Below are 19,822 nucleotides of genomic sequence, written 5' to 3'. Positions count from 1 at the left end.
GGTCAGAACCGCTCCGGGAACAACAACGCGGCGACCATGAAGATCACCAGAACGATCGCGGCGGACAGGCCGATGGCGTTGACAGCGCTCACAGCCGCTCCACCGCCTTCACCACGAACCCGAAGATCACGAAGATCGCGATCGTCAGGGCGACGAAGATGACGTCACCCATGTGCAGCTCCTCAGCTCGATTCGGCCGCCGTGGACAGGCGGTCACAGATCCAGCTAAGTGGGGTTTATGTGGCGTTTGGCCGTTCTTGACGGCTTCCCGACGCCCGCGCCGGAAAAACTGACGCGTTCCATACGCCTCAGGCGCGCAACAGCACCAGCGGCACGGGTCCGCCCGGCCGGGCGTCCTCCGGGACGGCGGCCAGGGCGTCGCCGAGCGCGGCGCCGTTGAGGAAGGCCGGGCGGTCGCCGCCGAGCGGGCGCACGCCGTCGCCGTCCCACACCACAGGGACGATCCGGGTACGGCCGGGCGCCGGGCGCACCGGGACGGTCAGCGGCATGCGCGGCAGCGCGGCGAGCGGACGGCCCGACAACCCCGCCAGCAGCGGGCCGAGGACGGTGTGGGCGGCGGCCAGCGCCGCGAACGGATGGCCCGGCAGGCCCACGACGTACGGGCCGCCGCGCGGGCGCGCCAGGAGCTGGGGATGGCCGGGACGGCACGCCACCGCGTCCACGATCCACTCGGCGTCGTGCGCGGCCAGCAGGCGGCGCAGCCCGTCGGTCGTGCCGACCGAGGTGGAGCCGGTGACCACGACGACATCGGCGTCGCCGGCGGCCTCGACCGCCCGCCACAGGGCCGTCTCCGGATGGTCGGGCACGTGGACCAGCCCGGCGGGCTCGCCCCCGAGGCCGGCGATCAGGGAGGGCAGCAGCGGCCCGAGTGCGTCGCGGACCGTGCCCGGCGCGGGCACACCGGAACGGGCCAGCTCGTCACCGGTGACCACCGCGCGCACCACCGGCCTGCCACGCACGAGAAGCTCGTCGTACCCGCAGGTGGCGGCCAGCCCGATCAGGGCGGGACCGACCGGCGTGCCCGCGTGCGCCAGCCGCTCCCCCGCACCCGCGTCCTCTCCCGCGGCACGCACATGCCTGCCGTCGGGCAGCTCGGGACCGGACACCAGGTCACCCGCCCCGCCACCCGGCCCGCCACCTGCCCCGTCACCCGCCCCGTCACCCGGCCCGCTACCCGGCCCGTCACCTGTCCCGCCACCCGGTCCGCCATCTGCCCCGCCACCTGTCCTGAGGGCGACCTCCACCGGGAGCACCGCCCGCGCGCCGGGAGGCACGACCGCCCCGGTCGAGATCTCCACGGCGCACCCCGGCGCCAGCCGGGCGCCCGGCCACGAGCGGCCCGCCCGCGCGACGCCGACCACCCGCCACGGGCCCGTGCCCGCGACCGCGTAGCCGTCCATCGCCGAGGTGTCGAACGCCGGGAGCGGCGTCGCCGCCAGGAGCTCCTCGGCCAGCACCAGCCCGGCCGCCGCGGCCAGCGGCACCCGCTCGGGCGGGGCGGGCTCGGCCGCGGCGTGGGCGAACTCCCTCGCCGCCGCCCAGGCGACGTCCTGACGGGTACCCGGTTGCGCGGTGGTGACCATGCTCCAGGGTCTCATCCGCGCGTTTCGCCTGCAGGTCGGCACGCTCACCGCCGAGACAGGCGGCGGCTGCCGGTATTTGTACGCGGTGGCCCGATCACCCCTTACCTACGCTTGCCGATCGGTGCACCTCCGTGCCGTGCGACGCCGCCTCCGCCGCCGCGACAGGTGTCAGGTGGTCCGCGCATCCCGCGCGGACGATTCCAGCCTTCCGAAGGGATTCACCATGTCCAACCTGACCACGTACGCCCGCAAGTCGCTGCGCCTGCTCGCGCTCGTCGCCGCCCTCACCGCGGGGGCCGCCGCCCCGGCACTGGCCGACCCCGGCGCCGGTCCCGGCGACGACGCCGGAACCGCGAGAGCCGCCCTGCCGCCCACCGATCCCGGCATGTGGTGGATCATGAACAACGGCTTTCCGCTGCAGGACAACGCGGTCGCGGGCGTACGGCTGACGCAGCTGCCGCCGGGCTCCAACCCGGTGTTCTTCGGAGTCCTGTGGCATTTCACACCCGTCCCCGGCAAGGCGAACACGTACTTCGTGGAGAACCACAACGCCGGCTGCCTCGACATCGCCGACGGCATCTCCCAGAGTGCCGGCGCCGGCATCGAGGTGAACGCCTGCGACGGCACCCTCAGCCAGCAGTGGGTCACCCCGTTCCACGGCGGTGTCCGCTACGGCATGACCAACGTCTGGAGCAACCTGGCCGCCACGGTCAAGGGCTCGCCGGTCCCCAACGCCAAGCTGCACCAGCAGCCGGTCAACGGGTCGGCGGCGCAGAGCTTCGACATGCCGTTCTTCGGTTTCTGACCCGATCCGGGCGATCAACCGGTTTGAAAGGCGGCGGCCCTATGCTTCCCCCATGCGTCTGGCCGCCTCCCTCCCCCTGTTATCCCTGGCTCTCACCGGCCTCTTCCTCACCGCTCCCCTCGCGGGCACCGCCCACGCCGCCACGTGCTCGCGCGGCAGCGGCCCCGACCTGTCCGGTCGCGACCTCACGCAGGCGACGCTTCCCGAGGATCTCAGCTGCGCCAACCTCCGGGGCGCGAAACTGGCCGGGGTGCGCCTGCCGTCCACGCTCGTCAAGGCCGACCTGCGCGGCGCCGACCTCGCCGAGGCCGACCTGTCCGGCGCCGACGCCCGCTCCGCGCTCTTCACCAAGGCCGACCTGCAGGACGCCAAGCTGTACAACGCGCGCCTGGAAGGAGCCGACTTCCGCCAGGCGCGGCTCGACCGGGCGGCGCTCTACTCCGCGCAGCTCGACGGCGCCCGGTTCGAGGGCGCGAGCCTGGTCTCGGCCTCGCTGTACGGCGCCGACCTGAGGAAGGCCGACTTCAGCAAGGCCGACCTCGGCCAGGCCGGCATGTACGGCAGCCTGCTCATCGACACCGTCATGCGCGAGGCCACGCTGACCGAGGTGATGCTCTACACCTCCACGATGACCGGCACCGTCTTCGACGGGGCCGACCTGACGCATTCGCGGCTCGACGGCTCCGACCTCACCGGCGCCACCTTCAAGGGCGCCACCGTCAGCCGCGTGGACCTGCGCGGCTCGCGCGGTCTCGACCTCGCGGGGAGCAAGGGCATGCCCGCCGACCTGCCCGAGGCGCCCGCCGACTGCACGCCGGGCAGCGGCCACGACTTCTCGGGGCAGGACTTCACCGAGATCACCGAATTCCCCGACGATCTGAGCTGCGCCGACCTCACCGGCGCCAAGCTCGACGGCGTCGACCTGTCGTCGATCAAGTTCCGCAAGGCGGTGCTGCGCGACGTGTCGGCCAACGGGGCCTCGCTGCGCTACCTGACCGGCGCCGACCTGAGCGGCGCGCGGCTCGCCGGCGCCCAGTTCGTCAGCGGCAAGCTGGAGGGCGCCACGCTGGTCGGCGCCGACCTCACCGACACGCGCTGGACCAGCGCCGACGCCCGCAAGGCCGACTTCCGCAGCGCCACGCTGATCCGCGCGCGTTTCCAGAGCGCGATGCTCGCCGGCGCCCGCTTCGCCGGCGCCGACGTCACCGACCTCGACCTGGGCCGCGGCGACACCGGCGCCGACCTGTCCGGCTCGCACTCGACCATGTCGCTCGGCTGGAAGATCTTCTGGGGCGTTCTCGGCGCCGTGCTGCTGCTGATCGGCTACGGCATCGTGCGCGGCTCCGCCAGGCGCCGCCGCGCCCTGCGGGAACGTGAGGCCCGCACCGCGGCCAGGCTCGCGCAGGTCAGGGAGGAGCTGGCGGAGGAGGTGACGCGCTTCGGCGAGGCCATCGACGCCGCCGACGGCCGCACCGGCGAAGCGGGCACGGCCGGCGCGGCCGACTGGCACCGGATCCTGGACGCCTACGAGCAGGCCCGGGACCAGGTGGAGAAGGCGAGCGTGATCGGGGAGCTCAACCAGGCGCGCGAGACGCTCAACCGGGGGCGCAAGGCTCTCAAGCGCCTCACGAAGGGCTGAGTCACCAGGTCACGGAGAGCGACTGCACGCCGTACACGGCGCTGAAGGCGCGGAAGGCCACCTTCTCGTACGGCTCGGCCAGCGCCAGCCCGGGGAAGCGCCGCAGCAGGGCGGGGAAGGCGATGCGCATCTCCATGCGCGCCAGCGGCGCCCCCAGGCAGTGGTGGACGCCGTGACCGAACGCGAAGTGCCCGATGGCGCCCCGGGTGACGTCGAGGCTCTCCGGGTCGTCGATGAACAGCGGGTCGCGGTTGGCGGCGGGCAGCGAGACGATCACCAGCGAGCCCTCCGGCAGGATCTGGCCGCCGATCTCGACCTCGGCCGTGGTCGTGCGCGGCGGCATGGTCTGCACGATGGACAGCCATCGCAGGAGTTCCTCCATCGCCGCTTCCATCCGCGCCGGGTCGTCGCGGACCATCGCCAGCTGCTCCGGGTGGCGCAGCAGGGCCAGGGTGCCAAGGCCCAGCATGTTGGCGGTGGTCTCGTGGCCGGCCAGCAGCAGGAGGCCGGCGATGCCGACCAGCTCGTCGGCCGACAGGTCGTCACCGTGTTCGCGCACGAGCATGCCGATCATGTCCTCGCCGGGTTCGGCGTAGGCGCGCTCGACCAGGCTCGCCATGTAGTCGCGGTCCTCGCGCTGGGCGGCCGCGCGTTCCTCCATGGGCAGCGAGAAGTCGACCAGCCGCGACGAGCGTTCGTGGAACTCGGCACGGTCGGCGTACGGCACGCCGAGCAGCTCGCAGATCACCAGCGACGGCACCGGCAGCGCGAAGTGCTCGACCAGGTCGGCCGGTGGCCCGGCGCGCTCCAGGTCGTCGAGGGCCGACTCGACGATCTCGGCGATGCGGGGTTCGAGCCGTTTCATCCGGCGGGCGGTGAACTCGCCGGTGAGCATCTTGCGCAGGCGGGTGTGCTCGGGCGGGTCGAAGCCGATCAGCTGCCCGGCCCTGAGTCTGGCGCGCTCGTCGGGGTCGAGCTTGTCGACGCCGGGGAAGGAGGTCCTGGCGCTGCTGAAGCGCGCCGGGTCGGCGAGCACCTGGCGTACGTCCTCGTGCCGGCAGACGACGTACACGGGCTTGCCGAAGGGCGAGTCGAGCCGCAGCATGCCCTCGCCGTCGCGTACGCGGGCCAGTTCGCCGACCGGTCCGAACCCTTCGCGCTGCATGTGGAGCGGCAGTTCTGGCGTCATCGCCTGTCCACCCATCTGGGAGTCGAGGGACTTTCGCGGCGTGCGCGTTGATGCCCGCGCTTCTCGGGAGGCAAACCGGATCCGGGGTGATCGTCTCGGGCGCGCACACGCCGGCCTCGCGGACGGCCGCGGCCGGGTCCTGCCGCCAGCGGCGCCCTCCAACCAGGTGAGACGGCGCCCTGCCCGGTCCTGAGAAGGTCAGTCGCGCTCGAGCCGGTCGAGGTAGGCCGTCAGCAGGGTGCGGCCGTGCGCGAGCATGGCCGGGTCGCCGTCGCGCGAGTGCTGGAAGGCCAGGCGCAGAGCCACCCCCGCGGCCTCGATGGCCAGCCGCATCGCGCGCAGCGGGTCACGCAGCGGCGGCAGCCCCGCCTCGTCGATCGCGAAGGCGTACAGCCGTTCCGCCAGGATGTCGCCGCCCTCCTGGGTCTGGCCGGCCGGCAGGAAGGAGGCGCCGCCCGGCCGGGTGTCGGCGAAGTCGACGACGGTGAAGCCGGGCACGGTGCGGCGCATGCCGGCCGTCTCCTCCAGGACGATCTCGGCGGCGCGGCGCCAGGTGAGGTCGTGCTCGGCGGCGGCCCTGCGGCGCAGCCGTACCAGGAGCAGGTCGAGGTTGCGCAGCGCCAGGGCGCGCATCATGCCCGGCTTGCCGTCGAAGAACTGGTAGACGGTCGCGGCGGGCACCCGCGCGCGCCTGGCGACCTCGGCCGTGGTGAGGGCGTCGAAGCCGACCTCGTCGAGCAGGCCGGCGCAGGCGTCGAGGATGCGTTCGACCCGCTCGATGCTGCGCCGCTGGACCGGCCTGCGCCGGACGCCGGAATTCTCCATCGCGCTCTTAACATAACACCTCGTCATGTTCTAACGTGATGCTCCGTCATGTTCGCGGAGGCAGCGTGTGAGCGACGTCAGGATCGGTGATCCGCCGAGGGTCTCCTTCGGCTGGATGGCGTTGCTGTCCCTGGCCCAGATGGGCGTCATCATGGCGGCCACGGTGGGCGGCCAGATCCTGCTGCCCTCCCAGGTCGCCGCGATCGACCCGGTGACCAAGGAGGCCTCGCTCGCGGTGGTGCTCGCGGTGGCCGCCGTCTGCACGGCCGTGGCCAATCCCCTGTTCGGCGCGATGTCCGACCGGACAAACTCCCGCTTCGGCCGCCGCAGGCCGTGGATCGTGGGCGGCGCCCTGCTCAGCTCGGCCGCGCTGGCGTTCCTGGCCTTCCAGGAGACGATCGCGGGCCTGGTGGCCGGCTGGGCGGTGGCGCAGCTGGCCTTCACCGCCGCCCTGGCCACAGCCATCGCGACCGTGCCCGACCAGGTGCCCGTCCTGCAGCGCGGCAAGGCCTCGGCGCTGGCCGGGGTGGGGCAGCTCAGCGGGCCGCTGCTCGGCGGGGTGGTGGCCACGGTGCTGCTGACCGGTTCCCGGCCGGCGTTCCTGGCCATGGCGGTGCTGGTGCTCGCGCTGATCCTGCCGTTCGGGCTGTTCACGCGCGAGCCGCGCACCGAGCCGTGCCCGCCGTTCTCGATACGCGACTTCGCCCGCGGCTTCTGGGTCAGCCCGCGCCGCCATCCCGACTTCGCCTGGGCCTGGCTCAGCCGCCTGATGATCACGCTCACCCTCGCGATGGGCATCGGCTACCTGCAGTACTTCCTGCGCGACGCCGTCCACTACCCCGCCGACTCGGTGGAGCAGGGCGTGGTGGTGCTGGTGGCGGTCTTCACGCTCGCCAGCGTGGCCCCGACGCTGCTGGCCGGATGGTTGTCGGACCGCACCGGGCGGCGCAAGCCCGCCGTCTTCCTCGGCGGGCTGACGATGGCGGCCTCCGCCCTCGTGCTCACCGCCGCGACCACCTGGGGCGCCGCGATCGCCGCCGCCGCGCTCCTGGGCGCCGGATACGGCATGTTCGCCGCCGTGGACCAGGCCATGGTCACGCAGCTGCTGCCCGCCGACGCCGACCGCGGCAAGGACCTGGGCATCGTCAGCCTGTCGAACTCCGCGTCGAACACGCTCGGCCCGGTCATCGCCGCCCCGCTGGTCACCTCGGCCGGCGGCTATCCGCTCATGTACGCCGTGGCGGCGGCCTTCGCGGTCGCCGGGGCCTGCCTGGTCTGGAGGATCCGCGGTGTCCGCTGACCGCCCGTGTGACCGCCCGTGTGACCGCCCGTGTGACCGCCCGTGCTGACTCGGTGGGGCCGGGCGCTCGACCCCGATGCCGTGCTGCCCGAATACCCCCGGCCGCAGCTGGTGCGCGACAGCTACGTCAACCTCAACGGCCGCTGGGAGTACGCCTTCTCCTCCGATGACGATGAGGAGCCGGAAGCCTACGAGGGCGAGATCATCGTGCCGTTCTCGCCCGAGGCGCCGCTGTCCGGGGTCGGACGGCAGCTCAGGCCCGGCCAGACCCTGTGGTACCGGCGCACGCTGCGCCTGCCCGACGGCTTCGCGGTCCCGGGCGGGCGCGTGCTGCTGCACTTCGGCGCCGTGGACCAGGAGTGCGCGGTCTTCCTGGACGGCGTCGAGGTGGGCGCGCACGAGGGCGGCTACCTGCCCTTCACCTGCGACATCACCGGCAACCCTGAGGGCGTCCTGGTCGTGAGGGTGCGCGACGACACCGGCGCCGGTGCGCGCGGCAAGCAGAAACTGGAGCGGGGCGGCATCTGGTACACCGCCCAGTCGGGCATCTGGCAGACCGTGTGGGCCGAGTCGGTGCCCGCCGTGCACGTGGAGCGGCTGACGCTCACCCCGGACCTGCCCGGATCGGCGGTCGCGGTGACCGTGCACGCGCCGGAGGGGAACGCCCTGGTCGAGATCTCGGCGCGGGGCACGCCCGTCGCCTCGGCGACCGCGCAGGCGGGCACGCCCGTCGTGGTCCCGGTGCCCGGCGCCCGGCCGTGGAGCCCGGAGGACCCGTTCCTGTACGACGTCACGGTCACGCTCGGCCAGGACCGCGTCCGCGGTTACTTCGGCATGCGTTCGTTCGGGGTGGGCCCCGACGCCGACGGCGTGCCCCGCCTGCTGCTGAACGGCCGGCCGTACTTCCACGCCGGGATCCTGGACCAGGGTTACTGGCCGGACGGCCTGTACACCGCGCCCTCCGACGAGGCGATGATCCACGACATCGCGACCATGAAGCGGCTCGGCTTCACCATGCTGCGCAAGCACATCAAGGTCGAGCCGCTGCGCTGGTACCACCACTGCGACCGGCTCGGCATCCTCGTCTGGCAGGACCTCGTCAACGGCGGCGAGCCGTACCGGCCGTGGGTCGTCACCGCGCCCGTGCTGACCCCGCTGCGGCTCGACGACCGGCGGCACCGCGTGTTCGGCCGCGGCGACGCGGCCGGGCGGGCGCGGTTCGAGTCCGAGGCGCGCGCGTGCGTCGAGCACCTGCGCGACGTCGTGAGCCTCGCGCTCTGGGTGCCCTTCAACGAGGGCTGGGGCCAGTTCGACGCCGCGCGGGTCGCCGCCGAGCTGGCCGCCCTGGATCCGACCCGTCCGGTCGACCACGCCAGCGGCTGGCACGACCAGGGCGCCGGCGACCTGCGCAGCCTGCACGTCTACTTCCGCCGCTTCCGCCCTCCGCGGCCCGACGGGCGGGTGCTGGCCCTGACGGAGTACGGCGGCTACAGCCTGCCCGTCGAGGGCCACGTCTGGGGCGGCGGCCGCTTCGGCTACAAACGGTTCGACAGTGCCGTACGGCTCGGCGCCGCCTTCGCCCGCCTGCATCGCCGCGAGATCCTCCCGGCGATCGCCCGCGGCCTGAGCGCCACCGTGTACACCCAGCTCAGCGATGTCGAGGACGAGCTGAACGGGCTGCTCACCTACGACCGCGAGGTAGTCAAAATGGACGAGGACCTGGTCCGTTCGATCAACGAGAGGCTGAAGCTGGCGTGACCCACGAGCGCGAGATCACCGAACCCGTCGACCTGTGCCTGCCCGGCGGGCGGCTCAACCCGGAGGCGGTCGGCTGGACCAGGCGGCCGCTGCACCGCGCCAACCTGCGCGGCTGGGGCCGGCGCAAGCGCTGGGAGTACTGGGGCATCGTCACCCCCACCCACATCGTCGGGCTGGTGGCGGCCTCGCTCGACTACGCCGGGCTGCACGGCCTGTACGTGCTGGACCGCGCGTCGGGACGGGAGAGCACCAAGGACGTGGTGGTGCCGCTGGCGCGCGGCGCGGTCATGCCGGACCGCAGCGGCGCCGGCATGGCCTCGGTGTCGGGCGGCGGGCTCCGCATCGACCTGGCCGACCATCCGGGCGGCACCACGATCCGCGCGGTCTCGGAGGCGATCGAGCTCGACGTCGAGGTCGGCAGGCCCGGCGGGCACGAGTCGCTGGGCGTGGTCGTGCCGTGGGGCGCCGACCGCTTCCAGTACACCGTCAAGGACCTCGGCCGCCCCGCCCGCGGCACCCTCAGGGTCGGCTCGCTGACGCACCAGATCGTCGACGCGTTCGCGGTGCTCGACCACGGGCGCGGCAAGTGGCCCTACTCCGTCGTGTGGAACTGGGCGGCGGGCTGCGCGCCCGGCCGCGCCATCCAGCTCGGCGGCAAGTGGACCGACGGCACCGGCTCCACCGAGAACGCCCTGTTCCTCGACGGCCGGCTGCACAAGATCGGCGACGAGCTGGAGTGGCTCTACGACCGCCACGACTGGAAGCGGCCCTGGCGCATCACCGGCCCTCGTGTGCAGGCGGAGTTCCACCCCTACCACGAGAAGATCGCCAAGACCGCCCTGCTGGTCGTGGCGAGCGAGACCCACCAGTGCTTCGGCCACTTCACCGGCCGCGCCCGCGCCGACGACGGCTCGTGGATCGACCTCGACGGCCTCACCGGCTGGGCCGAGGAGGCACGCAACCGCTGGTGAGCTAGATCCGTGACAGGGCGCGATCGCTGACGAAGCACAGCAGGCCGAACTCCCGCGCCCTGCGGTGCGCGAACTCCGCCAGCTCGCGGCTGTCGGCGTAGTCGAGCGCGTAGACGTCGACGTCGAGCTGCAGCAGCTTCTCGGCGATCGACGCGTGCGTCTCCAGCACGTCGTCGGGCCAGGGCGCGTAGTGCTCCTTGTCGGTCCAGCGGGCCGAGAACGACTCGAACAGCACCCCGTCGACCAGCTCGGCCAGCCTGGGCAGCAGGGCGAACCCCCGGTTGGCCAGCAGGTAGTCGGGCCTGGCCTCCTCCCTGATCGCCGCGATGAGGGTGAGCAGGTGGGGCAGGTCCTCCGGGTAGGTGTACTCCAGGTTGAGCGTGTCGAGGAAGAGCCCGGCGAACCCGGCCTCCATGGCCCTGCGCGCCTGCCCGATCACGTGCGCGGCCCAGCGCGGGTCGCCGACGTGGACGTAGGCGCCTCCCCAGTCGGGGTTGCGCTCCTGCCGGTGCCAGGGCGCCTGCGGCCCCGGATCCTCCGACAGGGTGAGGTAGCCCAGGGGCCGCACGCCGCGCGAGCGCAGCCACGCCAGCTCGCCCGGGCTGTAGAAGCCGGCCTGCAGGACGACCATCTCGAATCGCGCCAGGCTCTCCAGCCGGTCGGCGCCGTAGTAGAAACCGATGGGCTCCGTCATCCGTGTTCCTCGCTGATCCGGTCCAGGGCGAGCACCGTGACGTTGCCCGCGAAGCCGTACTTCCGGTAGAGGGCCCGCGCCGAGCGCACGTTCTCCGGCCGGACGGCGTAGTCCGTGGCGAGCACGGCCTTGCCCCGGCGCCGCAGCGCGAGGGCCTCGGCGAGGTTCTCCTCGCACCAGTCCTCGACGCAGCGCCGGTCGGTGGCCTGGAAGAACAGCTCCTCCATGCCGATCCCGTCGATGGCCTCGGTGTAGCCGGAGAAGTGCCGCAGCTCGGGCGAGTTCTGCGGGACGATCAGCATGCCCGGCCTGCGGGCCTTGGCGTAGACGCTGATCCTGATGATGAGGTCCGCCATCCGGCGGCCCAGGCTCTCGCGGGTCTCGCCGCGCACCAGCTTCAGGTCGAGCTCCTCGTAGGCGAGGGGCGTGTCGAGGTAGACGCCGTCGAACCCGGCCGCGATGGCCTGGTCGACGCGCGGCCTGACGACGCTCTCCCACCACAGGTTCTCCCAGTAGCGGACGAAGTGCTCGTCGGGCCAGTCCTGCCAGCGGTTGAGCACCAGCCCGGAGTCGCGCACGCCCGGCCACTCGTGACGGAACTCCTCGATGGAGCCGATCTCGAAGTAGGCCAGCACCAGCTTGGCCGAGCCGCGCAGCCGGCCCACCTCGTCCGCGCCGAAGTGGCCGCGCGTGCTCCCGTCGCGGGACAGGTCGATGATCGCGAGCTGGTGGCCCGAACGTTCGAGCTCCTCCAGCCACCCGCTCCCGTACCCCTGGAGCTGGTAGGCGAAGGACGTCACGGAGTCCAGGGCCGGTGGCGGCGGCACGGGCGGCACCGGCGGCACGGCCGGGCCGGTGGAGCATGACATCATCGCGAGGGCCAGCACGCCCGCGGTCACCGAACCCGCTCTCATCTCACCTGGTTCCTCGTGTGGCCGGGTGGCGCCGGGGTTGCGGCGCCGGGATCAGCAGGGTGCGGATCTCCTCGAAGCGCTGGTTGGCCTCGTCGTAGTCGTCGGGGCGCCCGATGTCGAGCCAGTAGCCGTCGTACTCGAACACCCGCGGCGGGTCGCCGGCTGCCATCAGGTCGAGCACGAGCTCGTCGAAGCCGAGCGGCATGCCCTCCGGGTACGAGGCGATCGTCTGCCTGGACAGCCCGTAGACGCCCATGCTGACCAGGTAGCTCAGCAGTGGCTTCTCGCGGAAGGCGGTGATCTTCCCCTGGTGGGTCTCCAGGACCCCGAAGTCGACCTTGACGATGCGCGGGGCGGTGGCCACCGTCAGCGGCGCGCCCGAGCCGAGGTGGTGGTCCAGCACCTCGGCGTAGTTGAGGGTCGTCAGCACGTCGCCGTTCATGACCAGGAAGTGCTCGGGCAGCCGGTCGCGGATGGCGAACAGCGGGCCGATCGTCGACAGCGGCGCGGACTCCTCCGTGTAGTCGACGTCGATGCTCCAGCGCGAGCCGTCGCCCACGAACGCCCTGATGAGCGGGCTGAGGTGGCCGACGGCCAGGGTGGCGCGGGTGAACCCGTAGGCCCGCAGCTGCTGCAGGATGATGTCGAGGATCGCGTATTCCTCGCCGATGGGGACCAGCGGCTTGGGCAGCGCGGAGGTGTATGGGCGCAGCCGTACACCCCGCCCTCCCGCGAGGATGACCACGTGCATGAGGTGCCTCCTGTTAGCCGTATTGCTGGACGTGCCGCAGACTCGCCAGGGCGAATCCCAGCAGGATGAGCAGGAACAGCACGCTCGCGCCGAGGAACACGGCGATGTCCGCGAGCGAGGTGCGCGCGGCCGGCAGGACCAGCCACACCCCCGGATGCGCTGCGAGGGCCAGTCCCTGGGCCACGCAGAGCTGCCGGATCTTGCCCTGGTTGGCCAGGACGAACGACAGGAAGTAGGCACCGCCGACGACCACGTGGGCCACCGCCATGAGCGCCACCTCCGGCGCCACGGGATCGGCCCGCGACAGTACGGCCAGCAGCAGCGCGGCGAGCGCGCCGAGCGCTCCCAGGCATTTCAGCAGCCCGCGTCTGAGCAGCCTCCGGCTGCGCAGGACGAACTGGCGGGGATACCTGACCCGTCCCATCAGCGCCCGCGCGTCGTCCTCGAACCGGTGGGTCCGGTACTCCAGGATGCCCATCCCCAGCACCAGCGGCACGCCGGCGATGGCGATGTCGGCCCGGTCGAGCACGTACCTGGCCTCGGCCTGGAGCAGGAAGACCGCCGAGGCCATGCTGTAGACCAGCGGCAGCAGCATCGCGGCCAGGTCGGCCCCGGCCAGGGGCCGTCCCGCCGTGGCGTCGTCCCCGGCGCGGCGGGTCATGACCAGGGCGGCGACGAAGATCCCGGTGATCGAGCAGATGCCCAGTCCCACCGCCGCCAGCGCGGCGCGCGGTCCCGAGAGGGCGAGGTAGGCCACGCCCGCGATCACGCCGGGGGCCATGAGGACGGCCAGGCGGATCTCGGCCCGGTAGAACAGCAGCACGGCGGAGGCCATCTGGAAGGCCATCTGCCCCATGCAGAGCACGATCAGCCCGGCGCCGCCCCCGTACCACACGGCCAGGGAGCCGATCATGACCATCGCGGCGGCGACCCCGCCCAGCATGGTGATCCGTAACGCCCGCCCCGCCGCCGCGGGCCGTCCCCTGCCGAGCAGCCCGTAGGCCGCCCTGGCTCCCGTGCTGCCCCAGATCCACCCGACGGCCGTGGTCAGCACCAGGCCGGGCATCAGGTAGCGCACGCCCACCAGCGCCGACGCGGCGGGCAGCAGCGCGGCGGGCATGGCGTACAGCAGCCCGTGCGCCATCTGCGCGAACGGCCTGGCCTGACGGGGAGCGGCGTCGGGGACGACGGGACCGGCGACCACGGCGGGCAGCCGCGCGAACGCGGCCTGGGCCAGCTCGAAGACGTCGTTGAAGCCGTAGCTGTCGCGCGCGATCCTGTCGGTCACGCCGTCCGACTCCAGCGCCGCCGCCACCTGCAGGGGCTCGACGGCCCACTCGATCCGCGGCAGCATGCGCCGCACCAGGTCGTCGACGGAGGCCAGGTCATCGGTGAGCGCCGTCATGGGACCAGCTCCCGGTAGACGCGGCGGTAGTCGTCGAGCGACTTCTCCAGCGTGAAGCGCTCCAGCATGCGCTCGCGGGCGGCCTGTCCGAGCTTGGCCCGCAGCTCGGGGTCGCGCAGCAGCGTGAGGCAGGCCTCCGCCACACCCTGCGGGTCGCGGGGCGAGACGATCAGCCCGGCCTCCCCCACCGCCTCGGCCAGCCCGCCCACGTTGGTGGCCACCACGGGCCTGCCGCAGGCCATGGCCTCCACAATCGTGTAGGGGAAGCCCTCGGAGATGCTGGTCAGCACGACCAGGCTGCCGGCGTGGTAGGCGTCCACCGGGTGGTCGACGCGGCCCGCCAGCGTGGCCACCCCCGACAGGCCCAGTTCCCCGATCAGCTCGGCGCAGCTGCGCGCGTAGACGTCGCCCTCGGGATAGCCGCCGAACATGCGCAGCCTGGCCTCGGGCAGCTCCCTGTGGACCAGGGCGAAGGCGCGGATCAGGGTGTGCAGATCCTTGAGCGGGTCGATGCGGCCCATGAACACGATGGTCGGCTCGTGCGGCTCGCCCTGGGCGACGGGGAAGTCCACCGGGTCGACGCCGTTGTACATCGTGCGGATCCTGGCCAGGTCGGCACCGTTGCGCAGCTGCCAGCGGCTGTTGTACGACGAGTGCGGCGCGATCCGGTCGGCCACCTGGTAGGCCGCCCCGACGAGCCGCCGGTAGAAGCCGAGCAGCAGCACCCTGATCCCGTGGGAGACGGGCTCGGCCAGGTACTGCAGGTATCTCTCGCGCAGCCACACCCCGTGCTCCGACAGCACGATCGGGGTGCCGTGCCGCCACTTGGCGGCCATGCCGATGAGGGCGCTCACGCCGTTCATGGCCAGGTGCACGATGTCGGTCTCGACCGGGGTCACGGTCAGCGGGCGCAGCATGCGGCCCATCAGCCGGGCGGCGATCACCGCGTCGTGCAGGCTGATGCCGTCGCCCCTGTTCCAGTACCAGGCGTCCATGAGCTGCGTCAGCGACTCGTTGGTCGACAGGGCGCCGATCAGGTCGCCGCCGTCGTTGGAGTAGCAGAACAGCCGGTGCAGCACCGACAGGAACCGGTCGCTGTCCTCGCCCAGGACGGCGGGCGTGAGCATGACCTCCAGGAAGTCGGCGTAGATGTGATGGAAGGCGTCGCCCGCGTACGGCTTGGCGATCCGTGGCGGAACCGGCTCCCAGATCGGCATGGAGACGACGTTGCGCAGGTTGGCGGGGGCGCTCCAGATCGGCTGCTCGCTGCCGTCGACGGTGAGCGTCACGACGTCCCAGTCGTAGTCGGGCATGCCGCGGATGAGCTGGTCCATCCAGACGCTCACACCGCCCATGGCGAAGGGGTAGGTGCCCTCCGACACCAGGGTCACCTTCACGGCAGCACGCTCGCCGGGACGGTGACGGGGGTGGCGGCCGGCAGCGTCACGGTGGAGATGGAGTCCCCGCCGTAGCTCGCGTATCCGGTGGCCTGGGCGCCGGTCAGGTAGACGGTCCCGGCGGAGGGGGAGGTGACGGTGACGGTCCCCGCCGCCCGGTCGTGAACGGCGTCGGCGCCCGCCGACAGCGCGGCGAAGTGGGCGTTGCGGCTGGCGACGTAGCCGGCCAGGTCGGGCCAGGCGGGTGTCAGCAGCGGCGCGCTGTAGTAGAGGGCGTACTTGTCGAGCACCTTGTTGAGCCAGTCGAAGACCAGGCTCTTCTGGTTGTTCTCGTAGGCGCGCAGGTTGCCCTGGTGGAAGGTGTGCACGTAGACCGAGCCGGTCATGACGTGCTGCAGCGCCACGTCGGACTCGTGGCCGAGTATCTGCGTGTAGGTCTGGTCGGCGGGCCAGTAGGGGAAGCGGCCGTTCGGGCCGTAGTAGGAGTTGTAGAACAGCGTCTCCTCGGCCGGCGTGGTCACGTGGTAGGCCACGTTGGTGGGCCAGTCGGGCACGATGAGCAGGCTCGGCTCGAGCGGGTGGTGGATGCCGCAGTTGAAGCAGCCCGGCTGGTGGCTGCCGAACGACATGTTGCCGTGCAGGTACAGCACGCCGGCGTCCTTGGCGGCCTGGAGCAGGTTCTGGTTCGAGGCGGCCAGGCCGTAGTCGGTGGGCGGGCCGATGTCGTCGTTCGGGTCGGGGTTGTAGACGCCCAGCCCGGAGTACTCCCCGGTCTTCAGCACGGTCGCCGGGACGGGCAGGCCGACGGTGGTGTTGTGGGTGATCTCGTAGTGGCTGGTCGCGTAGTCGGTGAAGTTCATCTTCGGGTGGGTGAAGGTGTGGTTGATCCACCGGAAGTCGGCGGCGCGGCAGCGCGAGTAGCTGGTCAGCCCGTCGGGGTTGGTCGAGGTGCAGGAGTTGGGGGCCAGGGGGTCGTAGCCCTCGCCGTTGTAGGCGAGGTTGAGCCGGAAGTCGGAGGTGAGCGGGCGGTTGCGGAAGGTGTTCTGGGCGTTCCAGGACCGTACGGCGTCCGCGCGGGTCAGCCGGTAGCCCGGGTCGGTCTCCAGGGTGCCGTTGGCGTAGAGGTGGTCGGTGTGGTTGAACCAGTCGTCCACGTCGGCCGACAGGTAGCGGCGGTGCTCGCCGAGGAACAGCCCTCGTGAGGCCCAACGGAGCGCGCCGTACACGAGCAGGTTGGCCTGGAGCAGGTACTGGTTGGAGGTGAAGGTCAGTGCCAGCCGCTCGCGGCCGTCGGCGGAGGTGGAGCGCACGCCGAGCACGTTCGCGCCCGACTGCAGGACGGGGTCGGCGGCGCAGCCGGCCTGGAGGGAGGTCCGGTAGACGTAGGAGTAGGTGATCGGGATCACCGCGGCCGGCTTGACGTAGCCGAAGACGCCTGAGCCCTGTGCCGTGAGGGTGGCGTTCAGCGGCGTGCCCTCGACCCCGCCCTCGCTGACGCCGCGCAGGCAGTAGTCCTCCGGCCAGGTGCCGTAGCTGGTGTAGAGGGAGACCTGGCGCACGGCGTAGTCGCGCTCGTAGGCCCACAGGGTGTTCCACTCGGTGCCGTCCAGGCCGCTGACGTAACCGGAGCCGTCGAAGTAGAGCTGCGAGTGGTTGGTCAGCAGGATGGCGTTGTACTTGCCGGCGCCGCCGGGCCGGATCAGGGTGGCGCCGGTCAGCGGCTCCGTCCTCGTCCTGATCACGTCGTACGAGGCGCCGACGCGGTCGAGCGTGGCCTTCCAGGTGGCCAGGCCGAAGTCGTCGTCGTCGACGGCGACGATCAGGGCGCGCAGGGCGACCTGGTCGGTGGCGGCCGGGGTGGTCAGGGCGGTCGCCGCGGCCTTTCGCTGCGTCTCGACCTTCACCTTGCCCGTCTTGATCGGGAGGCGGCCGGGCGTCGTGGCGGGTCTGTCGGGGGCCACGCGAGCCCGGACGGGATCGCCGTGGGAGTGCCCTGGTTCCGGCTGTCCGGCACCGGTCACCGTCAACAGGAGCGGCAACACCAGGAGGGCTTGGAACGATCTAAGTAACGACGTGCGCTTACGCATTTTCCCACCCCTTGATCGATGACCTCGACCAACAGAGGGAGTCTGAATTAGAGCCGTTTCTTCTTGATTTCTCCTACGTTTCACACAACGCTGATCGTAGACTCGCCCACCGAGGATCCGCCGCGGAGGAACTCATGAACTTCTCCATTCTGGGAGGACTTGAGGTTGTCCGCGAAGGGACGTTAATTCCCATACGTTCCGTGAAACAGAGCATTCTTCTCGCAATCCTTTTGTGTCGAGTGGGCGAGTTGACTCCGACCGATGTTCTGGTCGACGCCCTCTGGGGTCCCGACCACCAGGAGGGCAGCGCCACCCGGCTGCGGCTCCACATCCACCGCCTGCGCCGCCTGCTCGGCGACACCGCCCAGATCACCTACCGGGCGCCCGGCTACGTCCTGCACGTCCCGCCGCAGACCATCGACAGCTGGCAGTTCGAGGCGCTGGCGGGCGAGGCCAGGCGCTTCATCGACACCGGCGACCCCACCCGGGGCAGCGACCTGCTGCGCTCCGCGCTCGACCTGTGGCGCGGGCCCGCGCTCAGCGGGCTGGAGGGGGTGCCGCTGCTCCAGCAGGTCGCGGTACGGCTCGCCGAGAAGCGGATCAGGGCGCTGGCCCTGCGCATCGACGCCGACCTGGCGCTGGGCCGCCATGCCGACCTCATCGGCGAGATCCACGGCCTCGTCCAGGAGTACCCCCTCCAGGAACGTTTCCGGGCCCAGCTCATGACCGCCCTCTACCGCGACGGGCGCCAGCCCGAGGCGCTGCAGATCTACCGCGAAGGACGCGATCTGCTCCGCACCGAACTCGGTTTGGAACCTTCCATCGAGCTGAGCCGCCTCGAGCACGCCATCCTCAACCGCGACCCCTCGCTGCTGCCGCGCGTGACGGAGAGGGAACCCGCCCCGCCCTTCCAGGCCGGATTCGTCGGCCGCGCCCGCGAGCTGGTCGAACTGTCGGTGGTGGTCCGCCGCACCCCGCTCGTCACCCTGGTCGGGCCGCCCGGCGTGGGCAAGTCTAGGCTCGCCCGCGAGCTGGGCGAACGCGAACACCTCAGCTATCCGGGCGGCATCTGGACCGCCGACCTGGCCAACGTCTCCCCCTCGTCGCCGACGTTGTGGGCGACGGCCACCGACCGCGACGGGAACACGCTGCCCCTGGCCGAGCTGCTGTGGCGGTTGTCGGCCTCGCCCGCGCTGCTCATCCTCGACAACTGCGACCCGCTGCGGCAGGAGTTCGCCACGCTCACCCGCGACCTCCACCACACCCTGCCCGAGCTGCGCATCGTGGCCACCTGCCGGCAGCGCCTGCCCGCCGAGGGTCAGTCGGTCTGGCGCGTGGCGCCGCTCGCCCTGCCGTACGAGCAGACCGTGCAGGCCGTGCGCTCCTCGCCCGCGGGCCAGCTGTTCATCGAGCAGGCGTCGTCGGTGGACCGCGAGTTCACGCTGTGCAAGCACAACGCCGCCGAGGTGGCCCGCATCTGCCGGGCCGTCGACGGCATTCCGCTGGCCCTGGAGCTGGCCGGACAGCTGACCGTGTCGATCCCCGTCGAGCAGCTCGCCGTCCGGCTCGACCGGCAGCTCGACCTGCTGGCCAGGTCCGGCGGCGACACGCCGCGGCACGCCTCGCTGCGCGCGGCGATCGAGTGGAGCTACGCGCGGCTCAGCGGCGAGGAGCAGAGGGCCTTCGACCAGCTGTCGGTGTTCACCAGGCCGTTCAGGATGGAGGACGCGCGTACGGCCCTGGCCAGGGGCGGGATGGGCGTGACGGCCGAGCGTATGCGCGATCTCGTGGGCATCTTCATCGAGCATTCGCTGCTGTACGTGGAGCGGGCTCAGGACGGCACGCGGTACCGGCTGCTGGAGATGTTGCGGCAGTACGCGGCCCAGCAGCTGGCCCGCTCACCGGCGGGGTGAGGCACAGGGGCGAGGCCTAGGGCCGCTCCATCGGGAACAGGATCGGGCTGAGGAGGTAACGTCCGCGTTCGGCGGTGGCCGGGTGCGCGAGCCGGGGCACGATGACCTCGCGCAGGTCGGCGATGAGGTCGCGCACCTCGCCGGGGTCGAGCCAGACCGCGTGCTGCCGGTATCCGACGAGGTCGGCCGCCGGGTCGGCGCCCTCGCGCTCGAGATAGGCGTTGAACTCGGCCTGCATGATCGCCATGGCGGTGGCGAATCCGCGCCGGTAGTCGTCGCTCGTCATCGAGGCGACGGCCTCGGCGTCGATCACCGCCCGCTCCTCGCGCAGGCGGTACTGCCGCTCCACGGCGCCGCGCACCCTGCGCTCCTCGGCCACCTCCAGGATCCCGCCCGCCGCCAGCAGGTCGACGTGACGGTAGAGCGTCGCCTTGGAGACGTCGGGGATGCGTTCGCCCAGCTCGGACGTGGTCATGAGGCGGTCACCGCGCATGGCGTGAACGATCCGCAGCCGCACCGGGTGCGCCAGGAGCTCCAGGGTGTCCATGGTTCTATGTTCTCACATCTGCT

General features: G+C 71.9%; 18 protein-coding genes. 6 read left to right on the top strand and 12 right to left on the bottom strand.

Annotation, left to right across the window (positions count from 1 at the left end):
• Positions 1-2: 2 nt before the first annotated feature.
• From HNR30_RS08080 to HNR30_RS08075, 3 genes are all read right to left on the bottom strand, one after another.
• Complete coding sequence (locus tag HNR30_RS08080) at positions 3-92, bottom strand: potassium-transporting ATPase subunit F (protein ID WP_181609124.1); 90 nt, start codon at positions 90-92, stop codon at positions 3-5.
• Positions 89-217 (bottom strand): hypothetical protein, encoded by a 129-nt coding sequence (locus HNR30_RS49125; protein ID WP_281389550.1) that lies wholly within the window; start codon positions 215-217, stop codon positions 89-91. The genes HNR30_RS08080 and HNR30_RS49125 overlap by 4 nt, the downstream gene beginning before the upstream one ends.
• 91 nt (positions 218-308) lie before the next feature.
• Positions 309-1,619 (bottom strand): molybdopterin-binding protein, encoded by a 1,311-nt coding sequence (locus HNR30_RS08075; protein ID WP_246377945.1) that lies wholly within the window; start codon positions 1,617-1,619, stop codon positions 309-311.
• 208 nt (positions 1,620-1,827) lie between these two features.
• Between HNR30_RS08075 and HNR30_RS08070 the strand changes: the two genes are divergently transcribed.
• Both HNR30_RS08070 and HNR30_RS08065 read left to right on the top strand, forming a co-directional pair.
• Positions 1,828-2,409 carry an RICIN domain-containing protein gene (locus tag HNR30_RS08070; RefSeq protein ID WP_181609123.1) on the top strand — a complete coding sequence of 194 codons (582 nt, stop codon included), beginning with the start codon at positions 1,828-1,830 and terminating at the stop codon, positions 2,407-2,409.
• A gap of 52 nt (positions 2,410-2,461) precedes the next feature.
• Complete coding sequence (locus HNR30_RS08065) at positions 2,462-4,048, top strand: pentapeptide repeat-containing protein (protein WP_181609122.1); 1,587 nt, start codon at positions 2,462-2,464, stop codon at positions 4,046-4,048.
• 1 nt (position 4,049) lies between these two features.
• On the opposite strand, the gene HNR30_RS08060 is transcribed toward HNR30_RS08065, so the two are convergent.
• Positions 4,050-5,237 (bottom strand): cytochrome P450, encoded by a 1,188-nt coding sequence (locus HNR30_RS08060; protein WP_246377942.1) that lies wholly within the window; start codon positions 5,235-5,237, stop codon positions 4,050-4,052.
• Positions 5,238-5,435: 198 nt separating this feature from the next.
• Entirely contained in the window at positions 5,436-6,062 is a 627-nt protein-coding gene (locus tag HNR30_RS08055; RefSeq protein WP_181609121.1) for a TetR/AcrR family transcriptional regulator, read from the bottom strand.
• 67 nt (positions 6,063-6,129) lie between these two features.
• On the opposite strand from HNR30_RS08055, the gene HNR30_RS08050 reads away from it, so the two are divergent.
• The 3 genes from HNR30_RS08050 to HNR30_RS08040 are packed head-to-tail and all read left to right on the top strand — an operon-like array spanning position 6,130 to position 10,091.
• Positions 6,130-7,362 carry an MFS transporter gene (locus HNR30_RS08050; RefSeq protein WP_181609120.1) on the top strand — a complete coding sequence of 411 codons (1,233 nt, stop codon included), beginning with the start codon at positions 6,130-6,132 and terminating at the stop codon, positions 7,360-7,362.
• A gap of 42 nt (positions 7,363-7,404) precedes the next feature.
• Entirely contained in the window at positions 7,405-9,120 is a 1,716-nt protein-coding gene (locus tag HNR30_RS08045; RefSeq protein ID WP_181609119.1) for a glycoside hydrolase family 2 protein, read from the top strand.
• Positions 9,117-10,091 carry a DUF2804 domain-containing protein gene (locus HNR30_RS08040; protein ID WP_181609118.1) on the top strand — a complete coding sequence of 325 codons (975 nt, stop codon included), beginning with the start codon at positions 9,117-9,119 and terminating at the stop codon, positions 10,089-10,091. Before HNR30_RS08045 ends, HNR30_RS08040 begins: the two co-directional genes overlap by 4 nt.
• Before the next feature lies 1 nt (position 10,092).
• Here HNR30_RS08040 and HNR30_RS08035 read toward each other — a convergent pair whose 3' ends face one another.
• From HNR30_RS08035 to HNR30_RS50000, 6 genes are read right to left on the bottom strand one after another with little or no spacing between them, the layout of a single operon-like run.
• Entirely contained in the window at positions 10,093-10,785 is a 693-nt protein-coding gene (locus HNR30_RS08035; RefSeq protein WP_181609117.1) for a putative glycoside hydrolase, read from the bottom strand.
• On the bottom strand, positions 10,782-11,699 hold the full coding sequence (locus tag HNR30_RS08030; RefSeq protein ID WP_181609116.1) for a glycoside hydrolase family 191 protein: 918 nt from the start codon (positions 11,697-11,699) through the stop codon (positions 10,782-10,784). Before HNR30_RS08030 ends, HNR30_RS08035 begins: the two co-directional genes overlap by 4 nt.
• Before the next feature lies 1 nt (position 11,700).
• The gene (locus HNR30_RS08025; RefSeq protein ID WP_181609115.1) at positions 11,701-12,450 is read right to left on the bottom strand and encodes a sugar phosphate nucleotidyltransferase; all 750 of its coding nucleotides are present in this window, start codon (positions 12,448-12,450) and stop codon (positions 11,701-11,703) included.
• A gap of 13 nt (positions 12,451-12,463) precedes the next feature.
• Positions 12,464-13,855, bottom strand: coding sequence for a hypothetical protein (locus tag HNR30_RS08020; protein WP_181609114.1), 1,392 nt, complete (start codon positions 13,853-13,855; stop codon positions 12,464-12,466).
• Positions 13,852-15,252, bottom strand: coding sequence for a GT4 family glycosyltransferase PelF (gene pelF / locus HNR30_RS50005; protein WP_181609113.1), 1,401 nt, complete (start codon positions 15,250-15,252; stop codon positions 13,852-13,854). The genes HNR30_RS08020 and pelF overlap by 4 nt, the downstream gene beginning before the upstream one ends.
• A complete protein-coding gene (locus tag HNR30_RS50000; RefSeq protein ID WP_181609112.1) occupies positions 15,249-17,213 on the bottom strand; it encodes an Agd3-related carbohydrate deacetylase in 1,965 nt (654 codons plus the stop codon). Before HNR30_RS50000 ends, pelF begins: the two co-directional genes overlap by 4 nt.
• A gap of 260 nt (positions 17,214-17,473) precedes the next feature.
• Here HNR30_RS50000 and HNR30_RS08005 point away from each other — a divergent pair, with 260 nt between their 5' ends.
• Positions 17,474-19,252: an AfsR/SARP family transcriptional regulator gene (locus tag HNR30_RS08005; RefSeq protein WP_281389549.1), complete on the top strand. Its 1,779-nt coding sequence runs from the start codon at positions 17,474-17,476 to the stop codon at positions 19,250-19,252.
• A 16-nt stretch (positions 19,253-19,268) separates the two neighbouring features.
• On the opposite strand, the gene HNR30_RS08000 is transcribed toward HNR30_RS08005, so the two are convergent.
• Entirely contained in the window at positions 19,269-19,799 is a 531-nt protein-coding gene (locus HNR30_RS08000) for a helix-turn-helix domain-containing protein (protein WP_181609110.1), read from the bottom strand.
• Positions 19,800-19,822 lie beyond the last annotated feature (23 nt).

This window comes from Nonomuraea soli, from assembly GCF_013761175.1.
In the GTDB taxonomy this organism is placed as follows: domain Bacteria; phylum Actinomycetota; class Actinomycetes; order Streptosporangiales; family Streptosporangiaceae; genus Nonomuraea; species Nonomuraea soli.
The sequence above is the reverse complement of the archived record's forward strand: the minus strand, read 5'-3'. Positions and strand labels throughout refer to the sequence as shown.